Raw genomic sequence first — 26,237 nt, 5'->3', positions numbered from 1 at the left:
AGGCCCCGTGCCCTTCCGTGACCGTACGCACGCCGGTGAAGAACTCGCCCTGCGGATGCTGGAGTGGGCCGACTCCAGCGATCTCGTCGATCCGGTCGTGCTCGCGCTGCCACGCGGCGGCGTCCCCGTGGCGGCGCCCGTCGCGCACGCGCTGCAAGCGCCCCTCGACGTCCTGGTCGCCCGCAAGATCGGCGTGCCGGGCCGGCGCGAGACCGCGATCGGCGCCGTCGTCGACGAGGAGCCGCCCCTCTTCGACCGGGTGGCCCTCGAACTCCTGGGCCTGAGCGAGGAAGGGCTCGGTTCCGATGTCGCGGCGGCGCGGGACGAACTGCGGCGCCGCACCCACGCGTACCGCACCGACCACCCCACGCCGCCGGTCGAGAACCGGACGGTGATCGTGGTCGACGACGGGCTCGCCACCGGCCTCACCGCCACCGCGGCCCTCATGTCGCTACGCCGCCGGGGCGCGGACCGCCTTGTCCTCGCGGCACCCGTCGGCAGCCCGCAGACCGTGGCCGACATGCGGGGGCACACGGGCGACGTGATCTGCCTCGAACAGCCGGCGGACTTCCACGCCGTGAGCGAGGGCTACGACCGGTTCCCGCAGGTCTCGGACGCGGAGGTGATGGACGTACTGAACGCGTTCCACGCCCGCGAGGACCGCCACGAGAGAAGCGGCCGCGGCTGACCCGTAGAGGCCGAGCCGCGTCACCACCCGGTGAGCACCAGATGGTTCACGAGCAGGGCGAGCGCCACCTGCGCGGCCAGCCACGGTCTCGCCCGGGGGAGGAACGCGCAGGCGGGGACGAGCCACATCGCGAAGGGCAGCCAGATGCGTTCGGTCTCCGCCTTGCTCATACCGGACAGGTCGGCGGCGAGCAGGGCGAGGAGCGCGGCCCCGGCGAGGAGCGCGAGCCGGGCCTGCCCGCCTCCCCTGCCGTCCGGCCGGACCAACTGCCCGACCGTCCGCCGCAGCCCCGCCACCGTCGCCACACCGACGACCAGGACCGTGCACGCGAGATTGGCCCACACCCAGTAGCCGTACGGTCGGATGCCGCCTGCTCCCTGGTCGTAACGGGTCATCAGCAGGTGGTACGCCTCCCACCAGTTGAACCCGGCGAGCGTGAACACCACCGGCACGACCACGAGCCCGGCGCAGAACAGGGCCGCCAGTGCCACCGGCCGCTCCCGCACCCTCCCCCGCCCGAGGAAGAGGACCGCAAGCCCGATCAGCGCGAACAGCGTGAGCCCGTACGAGAGGTAGCAGGTCAGGCCGAACAGCAGCCCGGCCCCCGCCGCCCACCAGACCGAACGCCCGCTCACCGCCAGCGCGAGCAGGGCCACCGCCCACGCGGCGACGGCGGCGAAGTACGCGTCGGCCGAGACGCCCATCCACACCGCGCCGGGCACGACGACCATGAACGGGGCGGCGCGGCGCGCCAGTTCCTCCCCGGCGAGCGCGCGCACGGCGACGAGCACGGCCACGCACGCCGTCGCGCCGACGATGACGCACCACAGGCCCGCCCATCCCCCGCCGCCGAGCCCGATGCGGTCCAGGAGGACGAAGGTGAGCGGGGCGGCGGGCGGGTGCCCGGCCGTGTGGGCCGGCCAGTGGTCCGGTGAGTCGATGAGGATGTGCCGCGTGTAGTCGCGCAGGGTGGCCGGGATGTCGTGGAATCGGTCGATGACCTGCAGATATTCGTACTTGGTGGTGAGTCGTTCCGCGACGCCGCGGTGCCAGCCGTCGATCAGGGCGAGGGAGAGGACCCAGGCGGTGGCCGTGGCCCAGGCCGAGGCGAGCAGCGCGCGCCAGCGGAGCCGGGTCGCGAGGGCGGGCCCGTACGCGACGACGGCGGCGGCCACCGCGAGGGCGGCGGGTGTGCCGGGGCCGAGGTGCGGGAGCCACTTGCCGTACAGCGGGGGCGCGCCGACGTGCAGGGTGCCGTAGGTGTCCTCGATGTGGCGGCCGACGAGCACAGCGGCGAGGACGAGGAGGAGCGCGGAAGCGGCGGCGTACAGGTCGCGGCGCGTGCCGCGCGGTTCGGTGCGGGGGTCCGTGCGGGGGTTCACACCGGAACGCTAGGCCGAGAGGCGTCCCGCACTGCGCCGACCGGCCCTGATGTCAGCGTTTCGTCATGAGTCGCGCACCCCGCCGGCCGGTACTCGCGGCCTACGGTCGAGACATGCGCGACACCCCCGCCTCGCCCTCCTTCTGGCGCAGCCCGCTGCGCGGCCCCTGGTTCACCTCCGTGCTGGGCCTCGTGCTGCTCGTCGGCATCACCGCCCTGTTCGTGACCGGCCTCGTCTCGTACGCGGCGTACAACCCGGGCCTGGCCCCGGTCAACGACAAGACCCCGGACAAGGGGATCCTCGGCTTCTACCTCTTCGCCTGGCCGACGGATCCGCACTGGCTGTACCGGCTCACGCAGGGCGTGCACGTCACGCTCGGCGTCACGCTGATCCCCGTACTGCTGGCGAAGTTGTGGTCGGTGGTGCCGAAGCTGTTCGCGCTGCCGCCGGCCCGTTCGCTGACGCACGCGCTCGAACGTGTCTCGCTGTTGCTGCTGGTCGGCGGCGGGCTCTTCGAGTTCGTCACGGGGGTGCTGAACGTGCAGCTCGACTATCTCTTCCCCGGCTCGTTCTATCCGCTGCACTTCTACGGGGCGTGGGTGTTCTTCGCCGCGTTCGTGGCGCACGCGGTGCTGAAGGTTCCGGCGGCGGTGCGCAATGTGCGTCGTGCGCGCGAGGAGGGGGAGTTGGTGGCTCCGCGACCGGATCCGCCGACGGTGTCCCGGCGGGGCGCGCTGTGGTTCGTCGGGGGCGGCTCGCTGCTGTTGTTCGGTACGACGGCCGGGCAGAGCTTCGACGGCCCGCTGCGCCGCACCGCGCTGCTCGCCCCGCACGGCGGCGCGGACCCGGGGACCGGCCCCAACGGCTTCCAGATCAACAAGACCGCCGCCTACGCGGGGATCGACCGCGCGGAGACGGCCGAGGAGGCGTGGCGCCTGGTCGTGGTCGGGCGTTCGGGCCGCACGGTCCGCCTCAGCCGCGCGGAGCTTGCTCAACTCCCCTTGCACAGCTCGGCGTTGCCCATCGCGTGCGTGGAGGGCTGGTCGACGTCCGACCAGTGGTGGCGCGGCGTACGGCTGCGGGACCTGGCAGCACTCGTGGGCCACGACGGCGATCCGCCGGATGTGCTCGTCGAGTCGCTGCAACGGCGCGGCGCCTTCCGACACGCCGCGCTGCGCGCCAACCAGGTCGCCGATCCACGGTCGTTGCTCGCCCTGTACGTCAACGGGGAAGCGCTCTCCGCCGATCACGGCTACCCGGCGCGCGTGATCGTGCCCGCCGCACCGGGGGTGCTCAACACCAAGTGGGTGGCCCGACTCACCTTCGGAAAGGTGTGACCCCGATGTCACTCTTGCGTCGCATCCCTCTGGGAAGCCCGCTTCAACTCCTGTTGCTGCTCTGCTCGTTCGCGCTCGCCGGGTACGCGGGGGTGCGGATGCTCGCCGACGACTGGTTCGGGGTGGCGCTGTGGTTCGTAGGCGCGGCCCTCGTGCACGATCTCGTACTGGTGCCGTTGTACGCGGGCGTGGACCGGCTGCTGGTGCGTGGGAGCGCGGCGGCCGGGCGCCGGGAGCGGGTGGGGTACGTCCGGGTTCCGGCCGCGCTCTCGGCGCTGCTGCTGCTCGTCTGGTTCCCGCTGATCAGCGGGGCGCAGGAGGAGCGCTACCGGTCGGCGACCGGCCGCTCCGCCGATGTGTACCTCGGCCACTGGCTGCTGCTCACGGCGGCGCTGTTCGCGGGTTCCGCGCTGGTGCTCGCCGTGCGGGTGCGCAGCGCGGCGAAGCACCGGCCGCCCACGGACCACTGATCGACGGGGCGCAGACCCGCCCCGGCCGCGTACCGGAGCAGGGCGGGGGTGCCGAGCCGCGCCCACGGGAAGGGGTGACCTCCGGACTGCCCCGGTGAGTCGGTGACCTGCACGCTCGCCCGCTCGTCGACGTCGACGGGCGCGGCTTCGGCTATCAACATCCCGCCGGGGGCGAGGAGTTGGACGACGCGGGCGAGCAGGGCGGCGGGTTCGCCGCCGATGCCGATGTTGCCGTCCATCAGCAGCACGGTGTTCCAGCGGCCCTCGCCGGGCAGCGGATCGAACACCGAGCGGCACAGCGCCTGGCCGCCGAGACCACGGCTGTGGGCGACGGCGGCGTCGCTGACATCCACGCCGAGTGCGGTACGCCCCTGCCCGGCGAGCTCCGCGACGAGCCGTCCGGGCCCGCAGCCGACGTCGAGCACGGCGCCCTCGCAGCGTTCCAGCACCTGCCGGTCGACGGCGTCGGCCCGCGCACACCATCGCTCCACCTCGAGGGGCAGCAGCCACCCGTCGGCGCGCCGCAGGAACAGCGGCCCGCGCCCGGTGCGCAGGGCGGCGGAGTACGGGTCGGCACCGGCCCAGGGGGCGGCGGGCGGGGCGCTCACCGGTCGGCCCCGGCCGTACAGTGCGCCAGGCGCGCCGCGAACCGGCCGTGCGGTGCCTCGGCGGCCACGGCCGCGGCGTCCTCGGCGGTGTCGACGTCACGCAGGGGCGGCAGATCGCGCACCCGCAGGCCCGCCTCGACGAGCCGGGCGCGCTGTGCGGCGCCGGTGTGCGCCGTGGACATGGGCACGCCGCGCAGCAGTCCCGGTTCGGGGTCGGCCAGGCCGAGGGCCCAGAAGCCGCCGTCGAGGGCCGGGCCGAACCAGGCGTCGCAGTCGGCGAAGTCGACGGTGAGGAGCTCGGGCCGGACCTGCGGGGTGTCCATGCCGATGAGGAGCGCGGGTCCCGTGCACCCGGCGAAGGCGGCCGCGAGGCGTTCGTCGAGGCCGCCCGCGCACTGCGGCACGACCTCGAAGCCGGGCGGCAGCCAGGGGCCGGGCGCGCCGTCGAGGACGAGGACGCGGCGGGCGGCCGGGGCCTGGGCGACCGCCTCCAGGGTGTCGGCGAGCGCGGCCTCGGCGAGCTCCGCCGCCTCCTGCGGCGTGAAGGGCGGCGTGAGGCGGGTCTTGACCCGGCCGGGGCGCGGCTCCTTGGCGATGACCAGGAGGTCGACCGGCGATTGACGGCGTGTGCTCACCGCGTGCTTCCTTCCCGTACGGGCGTCTCGTTCAGCACCCGGCTCATGTCGCGCACCGCGTGCCAGGTGCCGCGCCAGGTGCCGGTCACCTTGGAGGCGCCGGTGCGCGGCAGGTACGGCACGTCGTGCTCGGTGATCCGCCAGCCGGCGTCGGCCGCGCGCACCACCATCTGCAGGGGGTAGCCGCTGCGCCGGTCGGTGAGGTCGAGTCCGAGCAGCGCCTCGCGGCGCCCGGCGCGCAGCGGCCCGAGGTCGTGCAGGCGCAGGCCGGTCCTGCGGCGCAGCATGCGGGCGAGCGCGAGGTTGCCGGCGCGGGCGTGCACGGGCCAGGCGCCGCGCGCCGTCGGGCGGCGCCGTCCGAGGACCAGGTCGGCCTCGCCGTCCGCCACTTCGCGGACGAAGGGGACGAGCAGCCCCGGGTCGAGGGAGGCGTCGCAGTCGCAGAAGCACACGATGTCGGCGTCGGACGCGGTCAGGCCCGCGTGGCAGGCGGCGCCGAATCCGCGCCGCTCCTCGCGCACGACCTGGGCGCCCAGCGAGCGGGCGATCCCGGCGGAGCCGTCGGTGGATCCGTTGTCGACGACGAGGGCGCGCCAGTGCGGCGGGATCCGGTCGAGGACCCAGGGCAGCGCCTCGGCCTCGTTGAGGCAGGGAAGGACCACGTCGACGGTGGTGGGTGGGCTTGTCACGGGTCTCACCCTACGAGCCCGATTCCGACATTTCGGGCGCGGGATCCTTACGAAACACGGACGTCGACCGCTCGGCCCCGGCCGGGACGCCGCGGAGGCCCGGCGCGGTGCGAGGCTGGTGGCATGCAGCAGTCATACGAGCCCACGGGGCCGGCCCCCGACGGCGGCGCGGCCCGCGTCCTTGTCGTCGACGACGATCCGACCGTCGCCGAGGTGGTGGCGGGATACCTGGACCGCGCCGGCTACCGCGTGGACCGCGCGGACGACGGCCCAGCCGCCCTCGCGCGGGCCGCCGCGCACCGACCCGACCTGGTGGTCCTCGACCTGATGCTGCCCGGCATGGACGGCCTGGAGGTGTGCCGCCGAATGCGTGAACGCGGCCCCGTCCCGGTCATCATGCTCACCGCGCGCGGCGACGAGGACGACCGAATTCTCGGCCTGGAGGTCGGCGCGGACGACTACGTGACGAAGCCGTTCAGCCCGCGCGAGCTGGTGCTGCGCGTGGAGTCGGTGCTGCGCCGCGCCCGCCCCGCCACCGCACGGCAAAGCCCGCTGCGCGCGGCGGGCCTCACGGTCGACCCGGCGGCGCGCCGGGTCACACGGGACGGCACCGAACTCGCCCTGACCTTGCGCGAGTTCGACCTCCTGGCCTACTTCCTGCGCAATCCGGGGCGGGCGTACAGCCGGGAGGACCTGATGCGCGAGGTGTGGGGCTGGGAGTTCGGCGACCTGTCGACGGTCACGGTCCACATCCGCCGGCTGCGCGGCAAGGTCGAGGACGATCCGGCCCGCCCGCGCCTGATCCAGACGGTGTGGGGCGTGGGCTACCGCTTCGAGCCCGCCCCGCGCACCGAGCCCGTCGAGCGGGAGGCCTGACCGTGCACGACAAACTCCTCATCGCCTTGTACGCCTTCGCGGGCGCCGCCGCCACGGGGCTCGCCGGTGCGGCCGCGCTGCGGCTGCTGCGGCGCCGCTCGCTCACCGCCTCGCTCGCCGTGGTCGCCACCGTCGGCGTGGTCGCGATGCTGGCGGGCACGCTCGCCGTGGCGTGGGCGATGTTCCTGTCGCCGCACGACCTGTCAGTGGTGACGACGGTGGTGGCGATGGCGGCGGTCGTCTCGCTCGCGACGGCACTCGTCCTCGGCCGCTGGGTGGTGGCGCGCAGCCGCGAACTGGCCGACGCAGCCCGCTCGTTCGGCGACGGCGGCGACTTCGCCGCGCCCGACGCCCCGGCCACCGCCGAACTGGAGGAGCTCAGCCGGGAGCTGGCGGCGACCAGCGCCAAGCTCGCCGCCTCCCGTGAGCGTGAGCGCGCCCTGGAGACCTCGCGGCGCGAGTTGGTCGCCTGGATCTCGCACGATCTGCGCACCCCGCTCGCGGGCCTGCGCGCCATGGCGGAGGCGCTGGAGGACGGCGTCGCCGCCGACCCGGACCGCTATCTGCGCCAGATGCGCACCGACGTCGAGCGGCTCAACGACATGGTGGGCGACCTCTTCGAGCTGTCCCGCATCCACGCGGGCGCGCTGCCGCTGGCCCCGGCAAGGATGTCCCTGTACGACCTGGTCAGCGACGCGCTGGCGGGCGCCGACCCGCTGGCGCGCGAGCACGGGGTGCGGCTCGTCGGCGAGCAGGTGGAGCCGGTGCCGGTGGAGGTCGACGGCAAGGAGATGAGCCGGGTCCTGGGCAATCTCCTCGTCAACGCGATCCGCCGCACCCCGGCGGACGGCACGGTCGCCGTCGCCGCGCACCGCTCGCCGGAGGGCGTGGTGGTGTCGGTCTCGGACGCCTGCGGCGGCATCCCCGAGGAGGACCTCCCGCGCGTCTTCGACACCGGCTGGCGCGGCACCCACGCCCGTACTCCCCCGGCGGGCGCGGGCCTCGGCCTCGCGATCGTGCGCGGCATCGTGGAGGCGCACGCGGGCCGGGCCACGGTCAGCAACATCCCCGGCGGCTGCCGCTTCGAGGTCACGCTGCCCAGTGCCGCCGCGAGCGCCGCCGCACCGTGATGGCCGCCGTGCGGCATGGCTTGGAACCCTCGACGGCGCGCGCCGCGGCGACGATGTTCGGGCGCGAGCACCTGCTGACCCACTGACCGGGGCTCACCTGTCCATCGCGGCGCGCGCGAACTCCCGTACCCCGTCGTCGAATTGCACCTCGGGCTTCCACCCGAGCTCGGCGCGGAGCCGCGCCGAGTCGGCGGTGATGTGCCGGACGTCGCCGAGACGGTACTCCCCCGTCACGACGGGATCGGGCCCGCCGTACGCCGCCGCGAGCGCCGACGCCATCTCGCCGACGGTGTGCGGCGTGCCGCTGCCCGTGTTGTAGGCGCGCAGCACGCCCGGCTCGGCGTCGGCCTCCAGCGCCACCGCGTTGGCCTCGGCCACGTCCCGTACGTGCACGAAGTCGCGCCGCTGGCGGCCGTCCTCGAAGACACGCGGCGCCTCGCCGCGGGCGAGCGCGGAGCGGAAGAAGGAGGCGACACCGGCGTACGGGGTGTCGCGGGGCATCCGCGGCCCGTACACGTTGTGGTAGCGCAGCGAGAGCGCCGTCCCACCGCTCGCGCGCGCCCAGGCGACGGCGAGGTGTTCCTGCGCGAGCTTGGTCGCGGCGTACACATTGCGCGGGTCGACGGGGGCGTCCTCACCCACGAGGCCGGGCGCCAACTCGGCGCCGCATTCAGGGCACTTGGGCTCGAACCGTCCCGCGTCCAGATCGGCGGCGGTGCGCGGACCGGGCCGGACGACGCCGTGCCGCGGGCAGGCGTAGCGCCCCTCCCCGTAGACGACCATCGACCCGGCGAGCACCAACCGCGGCACACCGGCCTCGGCCATGGCGGCGAGCAGCACCGCCGTGCCGAGGTCGTTGCGCGAGACGTACTCGGCGGCGTCGGCGACCCCGTTGCCGAGCCCGACCCGCGCCGCCTGATGACACACGGCGTCGACGCCGACCAGCGCGCGGGCGACCGCGTCGGGGTCGCGCACATCGGCGCCGGGATCCTCCCGCACGTCGAACACGACGGGCTCGTGCCCGCGCGCGGTCAGCGCCTCGACGACATGGGACCCGATGAACCCGGCACCGCCGGTGACCAGTACTCGCATGCCGCCACGCTAGATCCCCCGGCCCCGCACACCACGGCAACGGGCCGATGCGTCACTACTCCGTAAGACCCGGCCGCACCGCCCCTTGACACGTTTTGCATAATGCAAAGGTCGGTATTTTGCATGGTGCAAACGTGAGGCAGGGAAAAGAGTGAGCGGCACAGGAGGCGGCCTGCGGGCACTACGCCCGATGCTCGGCGGCCGGGGTTCGACGATGGTTCTCGCGGTGCTCGTGGGTGCGGGAGCGGGGCTCGGCTCGATCGTCTTCCGCTGGTGCATCCAGACGTTCACGCGCCTGTTCTCCGGGCACGGCGACTACGCGGCGGACCCCGGCAGCGCCAACCCGCACGTGCCCTGGCTCGGCCCCTTCTTCGTCCTCGTCACCCCCGTCATCGGCGGCCTCCTCTACGGTCCGCTGGTCAACCGCTTCGCCAAGGAGGCGCGCGGGCACGGCGTGCCGGAGGTGATGCTCGCGGTCGCCAAGCGCGGCGGCCGGATCAGCCCGAAGGTGGCCGTCGTAAAGACACTCGCTTCGGCGCTGACCATCGGCTCGGGCGGTTCGGTGGGGCGCGAGGGGCCGATCGTGCAGATCGGCTCGGCGCTCGGTTCGACGCTCGGCCGCATCACCGGACTCTCGGAGGAGCGGTTGAAGCTGCTCGTCGCGTGCGGCGCGGCGGGCGGCATCGCGGCGACGTTCAACGCGCCGCTGGCCGGTGTGTTCTTCGCGATGGAGCTGATCCTGCGGACCTTCACCGTCGAGGCGTTCGGCGCGACGGTCCTGGCCAGCGTCACCGCGAGCGTGATCGGCCGGGCCGCCTTCGGTGACGTGGCATTCCTGAGCCTGCCCGACTTCCCGGTCCAACACCTCGGCCAGTACGCCCTGTTCGCCGTGCTCGGCGTCGTCGCGGGCGCGGTCGGCGTCGGCTTCTCGCGCGTCCTGTACGCGATCGAGGACGCCTGCGACTGGCTGTGGCGCGGCCCCGAGTGGCTGCGCCCCGCGGTCGGCGGGCTCGCGCTCGGCCTGGTCCTGCTCGCGCTCCCCGAGATGTACGGGGTCGGGTACCCGGTCCTGGAGAAGGCGACGGAGGGCGGGTACGCCATCGGCTTCCTGCTGCTCCTGCTCGTCGGCAAGATGATCGCCACGAGCCTGACCATCGGCATCGGCGGCTCGGGCGGGGTGTTCGCGCCGAGCCTGTTCATCGGGGCGATGCTGGGCGCCGCGTTCGGCGCGGTCGCGCACGGCCTGCTGCCCGGCACGGCGGGAGCCGTCGGCGCGTACGCGCTGGTGGGCATGGGCGCCGTCTTCGCGGGCTCGTCCCGCGCGCCGATCACCGCCGTGGTGATCCTCTTCGAGCTGACCGGCGAGTACTCGATCATCCTGCCGCTGATGCTGGCGATCGTCCTCGCCACCGCCACCAGCCGCCTGCTCACGCGCGACACCATCTACACGCTCAAGCTGCGCCGCCGCGGCATCGACCTGGACGGCCCGGCGCCGGACGCGCCGCTCGGCGGGCAGCGGGTGGCCACCGTCCTGGAACCGCTGCCGACTCCCCTGCCCGCGTCGCTCCAACTGGCCGACGCCGCCGAGCTGTTGAGCCGCTCTGGCCACGGCGCCCTGCCCGTGTGCGACGACCGTGGCGCACATCTCGGCGTCGTCACGGCGCAGACGGTGGCCGAGACGCTGGCGGAGCAGCCGGACGGGGCGCCGTCCACCGTGGGTGAACTCGCCCTGCACACGCCCCGCGTCACCGCGGACCAGCCGCTCGCCGCGGCGCTGCACACGCTTCTCGCGGCGCCCGGCACGGGACTCCCGGTGATGCACACCGACAAGGACGAGCCGGTGGGCTGGCTCAGCCACCAAGGGGCGCTGCGGGCGCTGCACCGGCCTGCGCCCGCGCAGGCCTCGTCCGCACAGGGCGTGCCCGCGTAGGTTCAGCCGGCGGAGCCCGTCGGCAGATCGGCCCAGCCCAGCGGGTGCAGGGTCGGGTCCGGGTTGTCGGGTGCCGAGGGCTCGCCGCCTGCCTCGTTGAACGCGTCCAGCGCGCCGATCAGCGACGCGCGCTGCTCCGGGTCGAGGCGCTCCACGATCCCCGCGATGTCCTCGCGGCGCCGCGTGGTCACGTTCTCGACGGTGCGGCGCCCCTCGTCGGTCAACTGCAGGAGCGTCTCCCGGCGGTTGGCGGGGTTCGCGCGGCGGTCCGCGAGTCCCGCCGCGATCAGCCGGTCCACCATCCGCATCGCGGTGGACGGCGCCACGTGCAGCTGCTCGGCGAGCATGACGAGTTTGGTGGCGCCGCGCGTCGAGAGCACCACCAGCATCCGGAACTGGGCCAGCGTCACCCGGTCCTCGACCTCCGCGAGGGACCGGGCCGACACGGCGACGAGCAGCCGCGACGCGGTGAGCACCGCTCGGGTCACCGCGTCCACGTCGTCCCGGCCCTCGGCCCGGGGCCCGCTCCCGCTCTCAGCCATGCGCCCTCCTCGCGGTGTCGATACCCGCCAGTATGAGGTCGATGCCGGCCAGGAACTGCGCCCGGTCGTCATGTTCGGGCAGTTCCGCGGCCACCTGCCGCAGGAACGGGTAGCGCGTGGCGTCAAGTTCATTCCACCGGGCGGCGATTCCGCCGAGGAACGCCGAGCGGTCGGTCGCGCCCGGGAGTACGAGGCCGGCGTTCGCGGCGTTCTGAGCTGCGGCTCCGAGTACGTAATTCAGCAGCGCGGAGGCGGAGTTGAACTGCTCGGCGCGCGCGACGCCCAACTCCTGGAGCCGGCCACCGAGGCCCTCGAAGATCTGCAGCAGCGCGGCCCCCCACGGCTCGCGGGAGAGCTGGGTTCCCACCCACGGGTGCACGTCGATCGCATCGAAGACGCCGAGCGCCAGGACACGGATCCCCTCCCGCGGATCCTCGTCACGGGCCACGTCCGCCATGACGCGCGTGACGACGCCGTCGGTGGCCGCGGCGAGCAGCTCGTCCTTGTTCGCGACGTGCCAGTAGATCGCTCCGGCGCCGGTCGCCAGACGCGCCGCGAGGGCGCGGAACGTCAGCCCCTTCTCGCCCTCGGTGTCGAGGATCTCGATCGCCGCCTCGACGATCCGCTCCTTGGAGAGCGCGTCGGTGCGCTGTGCCCTGGTCGCCATGGGTCCCATTTTGACACGGCTGGAACATTGTTCCAAACTGGTACTGGAACAACGTTCCACGCTCATCGCTTCCCGAAATCTCGGACTCTCGAAACGGAGCAAGATCATGAACACGACTACGCACACGACTGCGAACACGACCACGCACACGACCACCCCGATCACGATCGTCGGCGCGGGCCTCGGCGGCCTCGTCCTCGCCCGGGTCCTGCACGTCCACGGCATCCCCGCGACGGTCTACGAAGCCGACCCCTCGCCGGACTCCCGCACCCAGGGCGGCCAGCTCGACATACACGAGGCCGACGGGCAGGCGGCCCTCGCGGCGGCCGGGCTCACCGAGGAGTTCCGCGCGATCATCCACGAGGGCGCCGAGGCGCTGCGCGTGCTCGACCAGCACGGCAAGGTGCTGATGGACGAGCCCGACGACGGCAGCGCGAAGCGCCCCGAGGTGCTCCGCGGCGACCTGCGCCGGATCCTGCTCGACTCGCTGCCCGGGGGCACGGTCCAGTGGGGACACAAGATCACCGGAGTCCTGGCGCTCGGCGACGGCCGCCACGAGCTGGCCTTCGCCGACGGTTCGACCGTCACCACCGGCCTCCTCGTCGGGGCCGACGGCGCCTGGTCGAAGGTCCGTCCCCTCGTCTCGGACGCCACGCCCGCCTACACCGGCACGACGTTCGTCGAGACCTACCTGTACGACGTGGACGAGCGCCACACGGCGGCCGCCGACGCGGTCGGCGCCGGCGCCCTGCTCGCCCCTTCCCCCGGCAAGGGCATCAACGCGCACCGCGAGGCCGGCGGCATCATCCACACCTACGTCCAACTGACCCGCCCCGCCTCCTGGTTCGCCGACATCGACTTCACGGACGTGGCCGCGGCGAAGGCCCGGATCGCGGCCGAGTTCGAGGGCTGGGCCCCGGAGCTCACCGCCCTGATCACGGACGGCGAGTCGGCCCCGGTCGCGCGCATGATCCACACGCTGCCCGACGGACACCACTGGGACCGCGTGCCGGGCGTGACGCTGCTGGGCGACGCCGCGCACCTGATGCCGCCGTCCGGCGACGGCGCCAACCTGGCCATGTTCGACGGCGCCGAACTCGGCAGGGCGATCGCCGCGCACCCCGACGACATCGAGGCGGCCCTCGCGGACTACGAAGCGGCGATGTTCACCCGCACCTCCGGCTTCTACGACGACGCGCGTGAGATCTTGGACCTCTGCCTCGGCGACGGCGCGCCGCACTCACTCGTCGACTTCTTCACCGCGGCTGGTGAGTCCGTCGCTGGCGAGTCGGCTGCCGGCGAGTCCGTCACTGGTGAGCGCGTCGCCGGTGAGACGGCGACGGAGTACGACGCCGCGCGAGCCTGACCCGACGAAACCCACCGAAAGGCACCGGCGCACCCACCCGCACCATGGTGCGGCGCCGACCCTGGCGGGACAATGTGCCGGATCCGCCCCTCGCCGGGACGGCCCCGCACACTCGTCGAAGGTGGCACCCGTGAATATCGACGGCAGCGACGGCTATTACGACCTGGGACCCTTCCACCGCGAGGTCACCACCGGCTCACCCGAGGCCCAACTGTGGTTCGACCGCGGCCTGTTGTGGGTGTACGGCTTCCACCACGAGGAGGCGGCCCGCTGCTTCAAGCGGGCCATCGAGGCCGACGAGCAGTGCGCCATGGCCCACTGGGGCCTCGCCTACGCGCTGGGTCCGAACTACAACAAGCCGTGGGAGGCGTTCGACGAGCGCGAGCTGACGTCGAGCGTCGAACGGACCCACCACGCCGTCCAGCGGGCCACGCTCGCCGCCGCCCGCGCGACACCGGTCGAGCAGGCGCTGGTCGACGCCCTCCGGCACCGCTATCCGTCCCCCGGTCCCGCCCCCGACCAGTCGGTGTGGAACGAGGAGTACGCGCAGGCCATGGGCAAGGTCTACGCGAACCACCGGGACGACCCGGATGTCGCGACGCTGTACGCCGACGCCCTGATGAACCTCACGCCCTGGCAGCTGTGGGATCTGCCCACCGGTCGTCCCGCCGAGGGCGCCCGCACCGTCGAGGCACGGGAGGCGCTCGAACACGCGCTCGCGCGGCCCGACGGCCGCGACCACCCCGGCCTGCTGCACCTCTACATCCACCTCATGGAGATGTCGCCGACGCCCGAACAGGCGCTGCCGGTCGCCGACCGGCTCCGGGGCCTGGTGCCCGACTCGGGTCATCTGCACCACATGCCCACGCACATCGACGTGCTGTGCGGCGACTACCGGCGCACCATCGAGGCCAACACCCGCGCCATCGAGGCGGACGAGCACGCACTGGCCCGCGACGGCGCGATGAACTTCTACACGCTCTACCGCTGCCACAACATCCACTTCCGGCTCTACGCCGCGATGTTCGCGGGCCGGGCCGAGGTCGCGTTCGACTCCGTGGACCGGCTCGAGGCGGCGGTCCCCGAGGAGCTGCTGCGCGTCGAGTCCCCGCCCAAGGCCGACTGGCTGGAGGGCTTCCTGGGCATGCGGGTGCACGCCCTGGTCCGCTTCGGCCGCTGGCAGGACCTCATCGACCTGCCGCTGCCCCGCGACCCGGAGCTGTACTGCGTGACGACGGCGATGACCCACTACGGCAGGGGCGTGGCCCTCGCCGCGACCGGCCGCACACAGGAGGCCGCGGCGGAACGCGCGCGCTTCACCACCGCCGTGGAACGGGTGCCGCAGTCCCGCACCCTCTTCAACAACACGTGCCTCGACCTCCTCGCCCTGGCCGGGGCGATGCTCGACGGCGAACTCGCCTACCGGACGGGCGACTTCGACCAGGCCTTCACCGACCTTCGCCGCGCCATCCACCTCGACGACACCCTTCCCTACGACGAGCCGTGGGGCTGGATGCAGCCGACCCGCCACGCATACGGGGCACTGCTCCTGGAGCAGGGCAGGGTGGCGGAGGCCGCCGACGTCTACGCCGCCGACCTGGGCCTCGACGACGCCCTCCCCCGCCCCCTGCGCCACCCCAACAACGTGTGGGCGCTGCACGGCTACCACGAGTGCCTGCTCCGCCTCGACCGCGACGCGGAGGCCCGGATCATCGCCCCGCAGCTGACGACGGCACTGGCGGTGGCGGACGTCCCGATCCGCTCGTCGTGCTACTGCCGCCTGGACTCGGGGACACCTGAGGAGGAGAACGACTGCTGTTGACGGCTGCCGTTCAGGCCCTGCCCAGCAACCTGGGTCAACTCCCCCGTTCATCTCTCACGCCTGGCCCCTCACTCCTGACTCCTCACTCCTGCTCCTCCAGCAGACAGAACCCGCCGCCACGGCAATCCCCGCACACCTCCCCTTCGCGCTGCCCGCTCCCGTGGCAGGCCCCGCACAACCCGTCGTGCCACGTCGTCCCGTCCAGCGCGTGGTGCGGGTGCGGATAGTGCGTGTCGGGGAGCACGCACTCCACCTGTGTGTCCGGATGCCGTCGGACACACAGGTCCCGGCCGGGCTGCCGACGCCGAGCTTCCTCTGTCATGACTCCTGCTTCCCCTTCCGCTACGACTCCAGGGAAGCATCCACCACTGACAATCGGGCCGACAGCGCCCCGCCGGGCCGCGCCGCAGGCCCCGGTGTCAGGCTTCGGCGCGCTCCGCGGTGACCACCACCGCCGTGTACGGCAGGGTGAATTCGCCGCCCATCGCGTCGATCGCAGCGCCCGTGCGCGCCAGCAGGTCCGCCAACTGCTCCGGCCGGTACGTGCCCGCCTCCCCGCTGGTGCGCAGCTGTTCCAGCCACGCGTCGCGCGTGTACGTGGCCTCCCAGTCGAAGTGCCACTCCTCGGGCTCGCCGAACAGAGCGGTGTCGCGCAGCCCGTCGGCGACCTTCGTGAAGATCGCCCCGTACGCGTCGAGCGTGGGGCGGGCCCAGGGGTTGCGCGGCGAGTCGGGCAGGGCCTCGCGGTGGGCGGCGGCGAAGGCGGCCGCGAGCTCGGGCCCTGGGCGGAAGACGTTCCAGAAGAGGGCGAGGCGTCCACCGAGGCGCAGCACCTCGGCCGCCTTCGTGGCTCCTGCGACCGGGTCGACCCAGTGCCAGGTCTGTCCCGCGACGACCGCGTCGAAGGTGCGGCCCGCCGCGTCCCAGGTCTCGAACTTGCCGACTTCCACGTCGAGTTCGTGACCGCGGGCGTACTCCGCCATGCGCGCGTCGACGTCGATACCGAGGACGGTGCAGCCCGCCGCCCGGAACTGGCGGGACGCGATGCCGGTGCCGCAGCCGACGTCGAGGACGTCAGGGCCGGGCGCGGCGGCGGCGATCCGGGCGACCAGGGCATCCGGGTAGCGGGGCCGGGTGCGGTCGTAGCGCTCGGGGTCGGCCCCGAAGGACTCCGCCATGGCGCGGGCCTTGTGCGGTTGGTTCGCAGCGGCCTCAGAGGGCTTCACATCACGAGTGGGCATGCGCCCACCATAGTGGGCACTCGCCCACTCTTCTACCCTGAGCCGAACCCCGAGCCGAGTCGAACGAAGGAGAAGCGCAGGTGCCGACCGGTGTGGCCATACGCGATGTGCGGGAGCAGCTCTTCGACGCGGCCGAGCGCGTCCTCATGCGGGACGGGGCCGCCGCGCTCACCAGCCGGGCGGTCACCACGGAGGCGGGCTGCGCCAAGGGCGTGCTGCACCGCCACTTCGCCGATTTCGACGCCTTCCTGGCCGACCTCGTCATCGACCGCGCGGGCCGCATGGAGGAACGGGCCGCCGCGCTCGTCGCTACCGCCGGCACCCGTACCGTCGTCGACCTCCTCACCGACGCACTGACGGACCTGTTCACGCCGGTCGTCGTCGCCATGGTCGGCCTGCTCACCTTCCGCGACGGCCTGCGCGCGCGACTGCGGGCGGCCGGGCGGCCCGGTGTCACGGTCCTGTCGGACGCCACCGCCATGCTCCGCTCGTACCTCGAAGCGGAGCGGCAGGCCGGCCGGTTGACGCCCGACACGGACATCGACTCCCTGGGCCTGACCCTCATCGGCTCGGGCCACCTGCTGTACGCGAACCGGGAGGACGGCCCGCCCGCGGAGGCGGACGTCCGCCGGGTCGTCACGTCCGCCGTCGCGGGAGCGCTGCCCCACTAGCAACTGGACGGATCGTCAGGCGCCCGCGTGCACGCCGATGCCGCCGGAGACGGCGAGGTTCTCGCCGGTGATGTAACCGGCGGCGTCCGAGGCAAGAAAGGCCACGGTCTCGGCAACGTCCGAGGGTGTGCCGACGCGGCCCAGCGGGACGCCCTCACCCCACGAGTCGACCATTTCCTGGGAGACGCCCAACTTACTGTAGGCGGGGGTGTCGATCAGCCCTGGGCTGACGGCGTTGACGCGGATGCGGCGCGGGGCGAGTTCGAGCGCGAGGGACCTCACGAGAGGCAGCAGGGCCCCCTTGGCGGCCGTCATGGCGGCCCCGATCCCTTCGCCGGCCCCGACGGTGAACACGACCGACGCCCCCTCCTTGAGGTGCGGGAGCGCCTTTTGCAGGGTGAAGAAGTTGCCCTTGACGTTGATGTCGAAGAGAGCGTCGAAGGCATCTTCGTCGGTCGACTCGATCGGGCCCGGCCGGGAAATGCCGGCGTTGAGGAACAGCAGGTCGCGGGAGCCGAATTCGCGGCGCACCTGGCCCATCAACTCGTCGACGTCGGACAGGGACCGCGCGTCGACCCGGACCACCTTGACGTCCTCGGGAAGTCCGGCCTCGGTGACGTTACTGACGCCGGTGACCATGACGCGGTAACCGCGTGAGCGGAGCAGTTCAGCGGTGGCCTTGCCGATACCGCTGGTTCCACCGGTGATCAAAGCTGCAGGTGCAGACATGGTGCGCCCCTTTGCGTGCTGCCGGAGGTAGGAATTGACAGCCTACGTCAACCTGTCAGCGACTGCCAAACTTCGTGCGAGTGCCACCCTGGCAGTGCCGGGATAGCCTGAGGGCATGAAGCAGGAAGCCAAGACGGCGGCAGGCGCACCGGCCACACTGTGGGACCGGACGCGGCAACTGGCCTCCAAGGAGATCCTCGAGACGGCCCTGCACCTGTTCACCGAGCAGGGTTACGACGAGACGACCACCGCCCAGATCGCCCGCGAGGCCGGCGTCTCCCAGCGCACCCTCTTCCGCTACTTCGGCACCAAGGAGGACCTCCTCGGCGGAGGCCAGGAGCAGTTCGGGCAGGTCCTGACGGACGCGATCAACGAGCAGCCCGCCGGGGCCGACATCTGGGACACCCTGCGCGCGGGGCTCGCCGCCGTACTGGCGCTGCACGACAGCCGCGAGCAGGCCCTGGAGCGGTTCCGCCTCCTGCACAACACCGCCTCGCTGCGCGCCGGTTGGCTCGAAAAGCGCATGCGCCTCCAGGAGGCCGTACTGCCGCTCATCGAGGCGCGCATGGGCATCGCTCCCGGCAGTACGGACCCGAGGGCCCGCGCGGTGATCGCGACGGCATTCGCATGCCTGGATGCCGCATCGATGACCTGGGTCGACAACGGCGGCAAGGGCGACATCATCGACCTGTACGACGCGTGCCTGGCCGCGGTGCGCGGCTGACCGCAGCGCACGACCGGCTACAGCATTGCGACCGCCGCCCCACTCGTGCCGGAGCGCCACCTTCATCTACCTGAGCACCTCCTGAGAATGTCTCCCAAATTGTTGACACTTACGTTGACAGTTGATGCCGTAGGTCCGGGGACGGGACTCGCTCGCCCCAAGAGCCACACGGGAGCCACGAGTTGAAGCACAGGGCCATCAAGCGCAGAAACGTCGTGATCGGGATCGGGGCGACCGCGGGCGCCGCGGTCGCAGGCGGTCTCACCCTGTCCGCGCAGGCGTCGACCGGAACCGCGCCCGACGAGCCTTCCGGCGCCCTCACGTTCGACACGGACGCCTACAAGGAGCTGACCACGACCGTCACCACCGACGACGGCGACAAGGAGGTGAAGTACCGCTTCTGGAAGGCGATCACCTATGTCGCGAAGCCGGTCGACGAGACGTACCAGAGCCTCAACGTGAGTGAGCCGGTGGAGATCGACGGCAAGGCGATCGACGCCTCCGACGCGCCCATCCTGTTCGCCAACTCCGTCGGCGGCTATATGCCGTCCTCCGTCGCGGACGCGGACGGCGTAGGGGGCGGCGGCATGCCCGGTGGCGGCGGTGGCGGTGGCGGTGGCGGTGGCGGCGGCATGCCGGGCGGTGGCGGCGCGATGAACGCCAACCAACTGCTCGCCCTCGCCGCCGGCTACGTCGTCGTGGAACCGGGAGCGCGCGGCCGCACCCTCAAGGACGACGACGGCACGTACTACGGCACCGCGCCCGCCGCGATCGTCGACCTGAAGGCCGCCGTGCGCTACGTCCGCGCCAACAAGGGCCGCATTCCCGGCAACACCGACCGCATCGTGTCCGCGGGCACCAGTGCGGGCGGCGCGCTGTCCTCGCTGCTCGGCGCCTCCGGCGACAGCAGGATCTACGCGAAGTACCTGGCCGACCTGGGCGCGGCCGACGCCTCCGACGCGATCTTCGCGACCGGCGCCTGGTGCCCCATCGCCGACCTGGAACACGCCGACGGCGCGTACGAGTGGAACTGGGGCGCCAACAAGCAGAGCAACGGCGAGCAGGTCGACCAGGCGACGTCCAAGCAGTTGCGGGCCCAATTCGCCGAGTACCAGGCCTCGTTGAGGCTGCGCAGGATCGACGGGCACGGGCTGCTGACCGCCCGGAACTACGACGACTATCTGCTGACGCACTATCTGCAGCCGTCGGCCACCCGCTATTTGAAGGGTCTGTCGGACAGCGACCGCGCCGCGTACCTCGCCGACAACACCTTCATCACGTGGCACGGCGGGCGGGCCACGTTCACGTGGGAGGACTTCCTCACGCACGTGGGCGCGCGCAAGAAGGACACGCCCGCCTTCGACCCGTTCGACCTGTCCGCCCCGGAGAACAACGAGTTCGGCGCGGGCACCACCGAGGCGCGGCACTTCACCGCGTACGGCGCGCGGCACGACACGTCCGGTCTGGACAGCAAGCGCGTGGCGTCGGACATCCCCGAGAAGCTCGACCTGATGAACCCGATGTACCACCTGGAACGCCGCAACCCCGGTCGCTCCAAGCACTGGTGGATCCGGCTCGGCACCAAGGACAGCGACACGTCGCTGACCGTCTCCGCCAATATCGCGGCGAGTGCGGCCGGGCTCGGTGACAAGGTCGACCACCTCTACTACTGGGACCAGGGGCACGGGGCCAACACCGATCCGGCGGACTTCATCGCGTGGATCGCCCAGGTGACGGGCCACAAGAGGAAGTAGGCGCGACGCACGCGAGCCACTGTGGCCCGGCCCCCGCGAAGGGGCCGGGCCACAGTGCCGTACGCACGGATCAACCGGCCATCGCCGGCGCTCCCTTCCTGCCCCCGCTCCCCCGGTTCGCCCGGACCCTGATGGTGAGCGCGGCCAGCGCCATCATCACCGCGCCGAACACGGCCGCCACGGCGAACATCGAAAAGCCCAGGTCCGCGTGGCCGGCCGCGAGCAGCTGGCCGCCCATCCACGGGCCGAAGACGGCGCCGAAGCGGCCCATGCCGGAGACCCAGCTGAGCGCGGTGGGCCGGTCCTCCTCGACGTGGTGCGAGCCGACCGTCGCGTACACCATCGTCTGGCCGCTGAACAGGAGCAGCCCGGCGAGGAAGACGACGCCGTACAGCACGACCACCGACATGTGTACGCCCATCAGGTAGACGAAGACCGCGGTCAGCGCGAACCAGATGATGACGATGCGGCGCGGGCCCACACGGTCGGCGAGGCGGCCCGCGACCAGCATGCCGACGATGCCGCCGACGTTGAGGAACGTCGAGAAGAGCAGCGAGTCACCGGTGTCGTAGCCGAGGTCGCCCATGATCTTCGGCAGCCACTGGCCGACCCCGTAGACGAGCAGCAGGCCGGCGAACGACGTCAGCCAGAAGCACAGCGTCGTCAGCCACTGGCGGCCACGGAACAGGGCCTTGATGCTCTCCAGCTTGTCGGCGGCGTGCCCCTTGGGCTCGGGCAGTTCGAGGCCGTACGTGCCCGCGAGGGCCTGCGCGTCGCCGGTACGGCCGCGGGTGAGCAGGTTGGTCGGCGACTCGGGCAGCAGCTTCAGGGCCAGCGGCAGGAAGATCAGCGCGGGTATCGCGCCGACGAGGAAAGCCGAGCGCCAGCCGAAGTCGTCGATCAGCCACAGCGCGAGCAGCGGTGCGACCGCGCCGCCGGTCTGGTGGGCGGTCATGATGACACCGGTCGCGAGCGCCTTGCGGGCGCCGGTGGTGAACTCCATCCCGTACGAGATGGCGATCGGCAGCAGCGCGCCGAGACCGAAGCCGCACACCAGGCGGAGGAAGCCGAAGACCCCGGCGCTCTGGGCGAATCCGCAGCCGACGGTGGCGATGGTGAAGACGACGACCGAGGTGAAGACGGTCTTGCGGCGGCCCACCCAGTTGCTGACGGTGCCGGAGAGGATCGTGCCGACCAGCATGCCGAAGGTGGTGTAGCTGCCGATGTCACCGGCGGAGGCGTCGGTCAGGCCGAGTGCCTTCGAACCGAGCATGTGCGGCAGCGCGGAACCGTAGATGAACGTGTCGATGCCGTCGATGAACACCAGCGCCCAGCACAGGGCGATGACGATGGTGCGGCTGCGGCGGGACGGGTCCGCGGCGACGGCGGAGGCCGCGTTTTTGGGCAGGGCGGAGCGGTAACGCGAGGACATCGTTGTTCCTCTCGTCCGGGCGGTCCGGTGGCGGCCCGGTAAGGGTGGAGTGGAATGCGCGGGGACGGTCGGGGTCAGGTCTTGATCGGCGGGGTTCCGTGGGTGTGGAAGGACTCGATGGTCTTCAGGCCCCAGGCCTGGCCCTTCTTGCGCTCTTCCTCGGTCCAGGTGATGAGCGGCCAGTCGGGGGCGAGGACGAGGCGGGTGAGCGGGTTGCACAGCTCGATGCGGTTGCCGCCGGGCTCGTAGACGTAGAGGAAGAACGTCTGCTGGATGGCGTGCTTGTGCGGGCCGGTCTCGATGAACACGCCGGTGTCGATGGCGAGATCGGCGGCGCGCAGGATGTCCTCGCGGTTGTCGGTCGCGAAGGCGATGTGGTGCAGGCGGCCGTTGGCGCCGGTCCAGTCCTCGGTGTAGACGACGTCGTACGACTTGTTGGTGAAGGTCAGCCACTTGCCCGCGATGCGCCCGGTGTCGAGCTGGATCTGCTCGGTGGGGCGGGCGCCGAGGACGTCCGACTGGAAGTCGGCGTTGAGCGCGACGTCCGAGGCGAGGAAGTTGACGTGGTCGAGGCGGCGGACGCCGACGCCGCGGTTGGGCTTGGCCTGCGGCTGGTTCTTGAGGGCCGGCTTCAGCTCGTCGGGGGCCCGGTAGTGCTCGCTGTCCCAGTAGAGGGCGAGTTCGTGGCCGTCCGGGTCGGTGGTGACGAACAGCTTGCCGATGCCGGGCTCGTCCTCCGCCCAGTGTCCGGTGCCGCCGGACTCCTCGACCGCCTTGATGCGACGCTGAAGCGCTTCCTCGCTGGAGGTGCGCAGCGCGATCCGGCCGAGTCCCGGCTGGTCGCGGGCGGTGAGGACGAGGCTGTGGTGCTCGTAGTCGTCGAAGGTGCGCAGGTAGACGCTGTCGCCGTCCTGGCCGCAGACGGTCAGGCCCAGGAAGTCCGTGAAGAAGCCGACGCTGGCGTCCAGGTCCGGGGTGAACAGCTGGGCGTGGCCGATGTGCGCGATGTCGCCGAGGGGCGGAGTCATCGGGGACCTCCTGAGTTCTGTGCGGGGAGGGATGCGGTGTCGACGGAGCGCGGGAAGACCGCGCCGTCGAAGAGTTTTCGGGCCGTGCGGACTACGGCGGTGCGCCGCGGGGCGGGAAGTCCGTCGGGGCCCGTGGTGAGGCCGGCTTCGATGTCGGTGAAGCCGGTGGGGTGCTCGATGCGCAACCGGTCTGCTCCCGTGGGCGGTTGGGCGATGCCGTCCGCCACGCTGCCGGCCATCCGCAGCCCTGCCGCCACGCTCGCCGCGCCGAGCACGCCGATGGAGGTGTGGCAGCGCACGGGGATGAACGTACGGGTGGTGACGGCGCCGCCGTGCCGGGGCGGGGCGAGCAGGGTCAGCTTGGGGACGGTGGCGTCGGAGACATCACCGAGGCCCATCAACTCACCGGCTTCCAGGCGGATTTCACGGAGACGCCGGGTCAGCTCCTCGTCCGCCTCCAGCTCCTTCGGGTCCTCGTAGCCGGTGACCTTCAAGGAGTCGGCGGGTATGAGCACGGTCGGCATGCCGTTGTCGACGCAGGTCACCTCGGTGCCGGCGACCGTGTCGCGGAGGTGCCCCGTCGGAAGCAACGCGCCCTCGCCCGGCGGGAATTCGATGACCACGGCGGCCGCGGTCCCCGGTACACCGGAGATCTCCGCGTTGCCCGTGTAGTCGACCCGGCCGCCCGGCGTGGGGAACGTGGCCGTGGCCCGGTCACCGGAGTTGACCATGCGGATACGGACCGAGGTCTCCTCCTCCCCCGCGGACACCAGGCCGCGCTCGACCGCGAACGGGCCGATGCCGGCGAGGATGTTGCCGCAGTTCTGACGGGCCGACACCACGGGTTCGTCGACGTTCACTTGGAGGAACAGGTAGTCGACGTCGGCGTCCGGGTCGTCCGAAAGTGACACCACCGCGACCTTGCTGGTGAGCGGGTGGCCACCCCCGATGCCGTCGATCTGGCGCGGGTCGGGGCTGCCCATCACCCGCAGCAGCAGCTCGTCGCGGGCGGCCGGTTCGGCGGGCAGGTCCTCGGCCAGGAAGTAGGCGCCCTTGGAGGTGCCGCCGCGCATCAACAGACAGCGCACCTCATCGAACCGGGCCCCTTCCGACCCGGCCCCCTCCGCCCCGGTCACGAGGTGTGTTCCTCGTACGTGCGGTACTCGACGCCGAGCCGCTTGAGGGTGTCGCGCAACCCGTAGCGGTCCAGGCCGAGTTGGCCCTCCAGGAAGGCGGCGCGGGTGGCGGCCTCCTTCTCCTCGCGGGCCTGGGACTTCTCCGCGGCCTCGGCGGCCCGTTCACGCGGCACGACCACCACACCGTCGTCGTCCGCGACGATGACATCACCGGGACGGACGGTCTCACCCCCGATGACGACCGGGACGTTGACGCTGCCGCCGGTCGCCTTCACGGTGCCCTGCGCGGACACGGCGGCGGACCAGGCGTGGAAGCCCATCTCGCGCAGCTCGGCGGTGTCACGGATCCCGGCGTTGGTGACGATGCCGCGCACCCCGCGCTTCTGCAGCGCCGTGGCGAACAGCTCGCCGAACATGCCGTCGGTGGACGGAGATGTGGTGGTGACGACGAGGATGTCGCCCTCGCCGCACTGCTCCACGGCCGCGTGGATCATGAGGTTGTCGCCGGGCCAGGAGAGCACCGTCACCGCGGTGCCGGCGATGCGCGTGTCCTGCTGATTGGGGCGCAGGTGGTGGCCGAGGAGGCCGGTGCGGCCCATCGCCTCGTGGACGGTGGCGACGCCGTACCCGGCGAGCGCCTCGACGTCCTTGGGCTCGGCCTTGGGCGGGTTGGTGACGATGACGCCGGGCATCAGGCGAGCTCCTTCGCGATCTGCGGGTACGGGCGCATGTACGCCTCGGCCATGGTCTTGTGGGCGAGCCCCAGGTTGGGCCCCGCGTTGCGCTTGAGCTGCACACCTCGGCGTACGGCCAGGTCGGTGTAGTACTCCCACAGGTGCTGCTGGGCGCCCAGGCACTCCATGGCCTTGCGCTTGATGTCCCAGACCTCGGTGATGTCGAGGAGGACCTCGGGCTTGAAGCCGCTCATCTCGGGCTGGTGCGGCTCGAAGTAGAAGACGGGCGGGGCGCCGATGATCTCGCCCTCGCCGGGGTAGCCGATGGCCTGCGCGAGGACGCGGGCCTGCAGGGCCATGCGGTTGGCGGCCGGGTGATCGCCGTTGTACGGGTCCTCGACCGGGTGCGTGAGCACCACGTCGGGCTGGGTGTCCCGGTAGACCGTGACGAGCCGGTCGGTCAGCTCGGCGGTCTCGACGAGGGGGTAGTCACCGGCGTCAAAGAAGTGCACGTCGGCGCCGAGCGCGGCGGCGGCCCGCTCCGCCTCGTCGCGGCGCAGCGCCTTGATCTCGTCGAGCTTCTTGCCCTCCCGCCAGGCCTTGGCGGACTCGCCGCGCTCCCCGAACGTCAGGCACGCGATGCTCACCTTCTCGCCGCGGGCGGCGGCGAGCGCGATGGCACCGCCGGCCCGCCACACGAAGTCCCCGGCGTGCGCGGTGACCACGAGGGTCGATCGTGGCGGGGTGGCGGGCACGTTGCCGTTGGTCATTGCTGCATCTCCTAGGTGACAGGTGTGCGGCCCGCCCCCGGTGCAACGTCAGTCGGCGCTCAACACGTCGATCACACTGCGGAGGTGGGCGCGGACGGCCGTCTCGGCCGCCTGCGGGTCCCTGGCGCGGATCGCCTCGATCATCGCCAGATGCTCGCTCAGGGACTGCTGCGAACGCCCCGGACGCAGCGCCAACTGGAAGCGGTGACGCACCAGTTGGGCGTTGAGCCGCTCCAGGAGCCCGACGGCCGTGTGCTGGCCGGAGATCTCCCGGATGCGGGCGTGCAGCTCGTGGTTGAGGTCGGAGTAGGTGAGCGGGTCACCGTCCGCGACCGCCTTGGACATGGCGTCACCGAGCCCGGTGAGCTCGTCGAGCTGCGCGTCGGTGGCCTCCTCTGCCGCCTTGGCCGCGCACAGCCCTTCGAGTGCCATCCGGCACTCGGTGATCTCCACGGCCTCCTCGACCGTGACGACCCGCACCCGCGAGCCGCGGTTACGGATCCGCTCGACCAGGCCTTCCGCGGCCAGCTCGAGCAGCGCGGCACGGATGCTCGCCCGCGTCACGTCGTACTGCTCGGCGAGTTCGTTCTCCACCAGCCGCTGGGCCGGTGACATCTCGCCGCGCAGAATCGCCTTCCGCAGCTGATCGAGCGCGTACTGCTTGGCCTGCTCTCCGGAGCCCGGACGGGCTTCCTCCGGCATCTGCCCTCCCTGAGTGAGTGCGTGTCGACGCTAAATCTAGGCGAACAGAATTGTCAACGATTTTGTTCGCAACCTGTCCGCACGCTTTGACCCGCCACTGGCGCCCCGCGCGACGGCAGCGCGACTCAACTCCCCTCCCCAC

Annotated in this window: 26 protein-coding genes; 10 read left to right on the top strand and 16 right to left on the bottom strand. The window is 72.2% G+C overall.

Going from position 1 to position 26,237, the window contains the following annotated elements; genetic code table 11:
* Positions 1–7 precede the first annotated feature (7 nt).
* Positions 8–688: a phosphoribosyltransferase gene (locus tag OG746_RS23515; protein ID WP_266717581.1), complete on the top strand. Its 681-nt coding sequence runs from the start codon at positions 8–10 to the stop codon at positions 686–688.
* Positions 689–708: 20 nt separating this feature from the next.
* Here the strand turns inward: OG746_RS23515 and OG746_RS23510 are convergent, their stop codons facing one another.
* The gene (locus tag OG746_RS23510; protein WP_266717579.1) at positions 709–2,070 is read right to left on the bottom strand and encodes a hypothetical protein; all 1,362 of its coding nucleotides are present in this window, start codon (positions 2,068–2,070) and stop codon (positions 709–711) included.
* Positions 2,071–2,183: 113 nt separating this feature from the next.
* On the opposite strand from OG746_RS23510, the gene OG746_RS23505 reads away from it, so the two are divergent.
* A complete protein-coding gene (locus OG746_RS23505) occupies positions 2,184–3,407 on the top strand; it encodes a molybdopterin-dependent oxidoreductase (RefSeq protein ID WP_266717577.1) in 1,224 nt (407 codons plus the stop codon).
* 325 nt (positions 3,408–3,732) lie between these two features.
* On the opposite strand, the gene OG746_RS23500 is transcribed toward OG746_RS23505, so the two are convergent.
* The 3 genes from OG746_RS23500 to OG746_RS23490 are packed head-to-tail and all read right to left on the bottom strand — an operon-like array spanning position 3,733 to position 5,809.
* The gene (locus tag OG746_RS23500; protein WP_266717575.1) at positions 3,733–4,485 is read right to left on the bottom strand and encodes a class I SAM-dependent methyltransferase; all 753 of its coding nucleotides are present in this window, start codon (positions 4,483–4,485) and stop codon (positions 3,733–3,735) included.
* Positions 4,482–5,120 carry a TIGR04282 family arsenosugar biosynthesis glycosyltransferase gene (locus OG746_RS23495; protein ID WP_266717573.1) on the bottom strand — a complete coding sequence of 213 codons (639 nt, stop codon included), beginning with the start codon at positions 5,118–5,120 and terminating at the stop codon, positions 4,482–4,484. The genes OG746_RS23500 and OG746_RS23495 overlap by 4 nt, the downstream gene beginning before the upstream one ends.
* Positions 5,117–5,809, bottom strand: a complete 693-nt coding sequence (locus tag OG746_RS23490; RefSeq protein WP_266717571.1) for a glycosyltransferase family 2 protein — start codon at positions 5,807–5,809, stop codon at positions 5,117–5,119. The genes OG746_RS23495 and OG746_RS23490 overlap by 4 nt, the downstream gene beginning before the upstream one ends.
* Positions 5,810–5,932: 123 nt before the next feature.
* Here OG746_RS23490 and OG746_RS23485 point away from each other — a divergent pair, with 123 nt between their 5' ends.
* Together OG746_RS23485 and OG746_RS23480 are read left to right on the top strand one after the other, a co-directional pair.
* The gene (locus OG746_RS23485; RefSeq protein WP_266717569.1) at positions 5,933–6,685 is read left to right on the top strand and encodes a response regulator transcription factor; all 753 of its coding nucleotides are present in this window, start codon (positions 5,933–5,935) and stop codon (positions 6,683–6,685) included.
* Positions 6,686–6,687: 2 nt separating this feature from the next.
* Positions 6,688–7,815 carry a sensor histidine kinase gene (locus OG746_RS23480; RefSeq protein ID WP_266717567.1) on the top strand — a complete coding sequence of 376 codons (1,128 nt, stop codon included), beginning with the start codon at positions 6,688–6,690 and terminating at the stop codon, positions 7,813–7,815.
* Between the two features lie 93 nt (positions 7,816–7,908).
* Here OG746_RS23480 and OG746_RS23475 read toward each other — a convergent pair whose 3' ends face one another.
* Positions 7,909–8,907, bottom strand: coding sequence for an NAD-dependent epimerase/dehydratase family protein (locus OG746_RS23475; protein ID WP_266717566.1), 999 nt, complete (start codon positions 8,905–8,907; stop codon positions 7,909–7,911).
* A gap of 214 nt (positions 8,908–9,121) precedes the next feature.
* Here OG746_RS23475 and OG746_RS23470 point away from each other — a divergent pair, with 214 nt between their 5' ends.
* On the top strand, positions 9,122–10,837 hold the full coding sequence (locus OG746_RS23470; RefSeq protein WP_266719148.1) for a chloride channel protein: 1,716 nt from the start codon (positions 9,122–9,124) through the stop codon (positions 10,835–10,837).
* A 2-nt stretch (positions 10,838–10,839) separates the two neighbouring features.
* Here the strand turns inward: OG746_RS23470 and OG746_RS23465 are convergent, their stop codons facing one another.
* Together OG746_RS23465 and OG746_RS23460 are read right to left on the bottom strand one after the other, a co-directional pair.
* The gene (locus tag OG746_RS23465) at positions 10,840–11,379 is read right to left on the bottom strand and encodes a MarR family winged helix-turn-helix transcriptional regulator (protein WP_266717564.1); all 540 of its coding nucleotides are present in this window, start codon (positions 11,377–11,379) and stop codon (positions 10,840–10,842) included.
* Positions 11,372–12,046, bottom strand: coding sequence for a TetR/AcrR family transcriptional regulator (locus OG746_RS23460; RefSeq protein ID WP_266717562.1), 675 nt, complete (start codon positions 12,044–12,046; stop codon positions 11,372–11,374). The genes OG746_RS23465 and OG746_RS23460 overlap by 8 nt, the downstream gene beginning before the upstream one ends.
* 106 nt (positions 12,047–12,152) lie before the next feature.
* On the opposite strand from OG746_RS23460, the gene OG746_RS23455 reads away from it, so the two are divergent.
* Both OG746_RS23455 and OG746_RS23450 read left to right on the top strand, forming a co-directional pair.
* The gene (locus OG746_RS23455; protein WP_266717560.1) at positions 12,153–13,412 is read left to right on the top strand and encodes an FAD-dependent oxidoreductase; all 1,260 of its coding nucleotides are present in this window, start codon (positions 12,153–12,155) and stop codon (positions 13,410–13,412) included.
* A gap of 121 nt (positions 13,413–13,533) precedes the next feature.
* Positions 13,534–15,234, top strand: a complete 1,701-nt coding sequence (locus tag OG746_RS23450) for a tetratricopeptide repeat protein (RefSeq protein ID WP_266717558.1) — start codon at positions 13,534–13,536, stop codon at positions 15,232–15,234.
* Between the two features lie 82 nt (positions 15,235–15,316).
* Here OG746_RS23450 and OG746_RS23445 read toward each other — a convergent pair whose 3' ends face one another.
* Positions 15,317–15,556, bottom strand: coding sequence for a hypothetical protein (locus OG746_RS23445; RefSeq protein ID WP_266717557.1), 240 nt, complete (start codon positions 15,554–15,556; stop codon positions 15,317–15,319).
* 97 nt (positions 15,557–15,653) lie between these two features.
* Positions 15,654–16,475, bottom strand: a complete 822-nt coding sequence (locus tag OG746_RS23440) for a class I SAM-dependent methyltransferase (protein WP_524540443.1) — start codon at positions 16,473–16,475, stop codon at positions 15,654–15,656.
* 80 nt (positions 16,476–16,555) lie between these two features.
* Between OG746_RS23440 and OG746_RS23435 the strand changes: the two genes are divergently transcribed.
* The gene (locus OG746_RS23435) at positions 16,556–17,146 is read left to right on the top strand and encodes a TetR family transcriptional regulator (protein ID WP_266717556.1); all 591 of its coding nucleotides are present in this window, start codon (positions 16,556–16,558) and stop codon (positions 17,144–17,146) included.
* Positions 17,147–17,161: 15 nt separating this feature from the next.
* Here the strand turns inward: OG746_RS23435 and OG746_RS23430 are convergent, their stop codons facing one another.
* Entirely contained in the window at positions 17,162–17,875 is a 714-nt protein-coding gene (locus OG746_RS23430) for an SDR family NAD(P)-dependent oxidoreductase (protein WP_266717555.1), read from the bottom strand.
* 115 nt (positions 17,876–17,990) lie between these two features.
* Between OG746_RS23430 and OG746_RS23425 the strand changes: the two genes are divergently transcribed.
* On the top strand, positions 17,991–18,599 hold the full coding sequence (locus tag OG746_RS23425; RefSeq protein WP_266717553.1) for a TetR/AcrR family transcriptional regulator: 609 nt from the start codon (positions 17,991–17,993) through the stop codon (positions 18,597–18,599).
* Positions 18,600–18,781: 182 nt separating this feature from the next.
* Positions 18,782–20,353, top strand: a complete 1,572-nt coding sequence (locus tag OG746_RS23420; RefSeq protein WP_266717551.1) for a subtype B tannase — start codon at positions 18,782–18,784, stop codon at positions 20,351–20,353.
* A 70-nt stretch (positions 20,354–20,423) separates the two neighbouring features.
* Here OG746_RS23420 and OG746_RS23415 read toward each other — a convergent pair whose 3' ends face one another.
* The 6 genes from OG746_RS23415 to OG746_RS23390 form a co-directional block, all read right to left on the bottom strand.
* A complete protein-coding gene (locus tag OG746_RS23415; protein WP_266717549.1) occupies positions 20,424–21,785 on the bottom strand; it encodes an MFS transporter in 1,362 nt (453 codons plus the stop codon).
* 74 nt (positions 21,786–21,859) lie between these two features.
* Entirely contained in the window at positions 21,860–22,813 is a 954-nt protein-coding gene (locus tag OG746_RS23410) for a catechol 2,3-dioxygenase (protein WP_266717547.1), read from the bottom strand.
* Entirely contained in the window at positions 22,810–23,949 is a 1,140-nt protein-coding gene (locus tag OG746_RS23405) for a 4-oxalomesaconate tautomerase (RefSeq protein ID WP_266717546.1), read from the bottom strand. Before OG746_RS23405 ends, OG746_RS23410 begins: the two co-directional genes overlap by 4 nt.
* Positions 23,946–24,641 carry a 4-carboxy-4-hydroxy-2-oxoadipate aldolase/oxaloacetate decarboxylase gene (locus tag OG746_RS23400; RefSeq protein ID WP_266717545.1) on the bottom strand — a complete coding sequence of 232 codons (696 nt, stop codon included), beginning with the start codon at positions 24,639–24,641 and terminating at the stop codon, positions 23,946–23,948. Before OG746_RS23400 ends, OG746_RS23405 begins: the two co-directional genes overlap by 4 nt.
* Positions 24,641–25,393, bottom strand: coding sequence for a PIG-L deacetylase family protein (locus OG746_RS23395; protein ID WP_266717543.1), 753 nt, complete (start codon positions 25,391–25,393; stop codon positions 24,641–24,643). Before OG746_RS23395 ends, OG746_RS23400 begins: the two co-directional genes overlap by 1 nt.
* Positions 25,394–25,441: 48 nt before the next feature.
* Entirely contained in the window at positions 25,442–26,095 is a 654-nt protein-coding gene (locus tag OG746_RS23390) for a GntR family transcriptional regulator (RefSeq protein WP_266717541.1), read from the bottom strand.
* Positions 26,096–26,237 lie beyond the last annotated feature (142 nt).

Source organism: Streptomyces sp. NBC_01016 (assembly GCF_026341035.1).
Taxonomy (GTDB): Bacteria; Actinomycetota; Actinomycetes; order Streptomycetales; family Streptomycetaceae; genus Streptomyces.
This window is presented reverse-complemented; position numbering and strand designations above follow the sequence as displayed.

What these genes read in the sequence shown, in the direction of transcription:
- OG746_RS23445 (WP_266717557.1), bottom strand. Translation starts at nt 15,556, where the DNA reads ATGACAGAGGAAGCTCGGCGTCGGCAGCCCGGCCGGGACCTGTGTGTC.
- OG746_RS23475 (WP_266717566.1), bottom strand. Translation starts at nt 8,907, where the DNA reads ATGCGAGTACTGGTCACCGGCGGTGCCGGGTTCATCGGGTCCCATGTC.
- OG746_RS23455 (WP_266717560.1), top strand. Translation starts at nt 12,153, where the DNA reads ATGAACACGACTACGCACACGACTGCGAACACGACCACGCACACGACC.
- OG746_RS23395 (WP_266717543.1), bottom strand. Translation starts at nt 25,393, where the DNA reads ATGACCAACGGCAACGTGCCCGCCACCCCGCCACGATCGACCCTCGTG.
- OG746_RS23470 (WP_266719148.1), top strand. Translation starts at nt 9,122, where the DNA reads ATGGTTCTCGCGGTGCTCGTGGGTGCGGGAGCGGGGCTCGGCTCGATC.
- OG746_RS23425 (WP_266717553.1), top strand. Translation starts at nt 17,991, where the DNA reads ATGAAGCAGGAAGCCAAGACGGCGGCAGGCGCACCGGCCACACTGTGG.
- OG746_RS23460 (WP_266717562.1), bottom strand. Translation starts at nt 12,046, where the DNA reads ATGGCGACCAGGGCACAGCGCACCGACGCGCTCTCCAAGGAGCGGATC.
- OG746_RS23415 (WP_266717549.1), bottom strand. Translation starts at nt 21,785, where the DNA reads ATGTCCTCGCGTTACCGCTCCGCCCTGCCCAAAAACGCGGCCTCCGCC.
- OG746_RS23505 (WP_266717577.1), top strand. Translation starts at nt 2,184, where the DNA reads ATGCGCGACACCCCCGCCTCGCCCTCCTTCTGGCGCAGCCCGCTGCGC.
- OG746_RS23430 (WP_266717555.1), bottom strand. Translation starts at nt 17,875, where the DNA reads ATGTCTGCACCTGCAGCTTTGATCACCGGTGGAACCAGCGGTATCGGC.
- OG746_RS23440 (WP_524540443.1), bottom strand. Translation starts at nt 16,475, where the DNA reads ATGCCCACTCGTGATGTGAAGCCCTCTGAGGCCGCTGCGAACCAACCG.
- OG746_RS23485 (WP_266717569.1), top strand. Translation starts at nt 5,933, where the DNA reads ATGCAGCAGTCATACGAGCCCACGGGGCCGGCCCCCGACGGCGGCGCG.
- OG746_RS23465 (WP_266717564.1), bottom strand. Translation starts at nt 11,379, where the DNA reads ATGGCTGAGAGCGGGAGCGGGCCCCGGGCCGAGGGCCGGGACGACGTG.
- OG746_RS23400 (WP_266717545.1), bottom strand. Translation starts at nt 24,641, where the DNA reads ATGCCCGGCGTCATCGTCACCAACCCGCCCAAGGCCGAGCCCAAGGAC.
- OG746_RS23410 (WP_266717547.1), bottom strand. Translation starts at nt 22,813, where the DNA reads ATGACTCCGCCCCTCGGCGACATCGCGCACATCGGCCACGCCCAGCTG.
- OG746_RS23390 (WP_266717541.1), bottom strand. Translation starts at nt 26,095, where the DNA reads ATGCCGGAGGAAGCCCGTCCGGGCTCCGGAGAGCAGGCCAAGCAGTAC.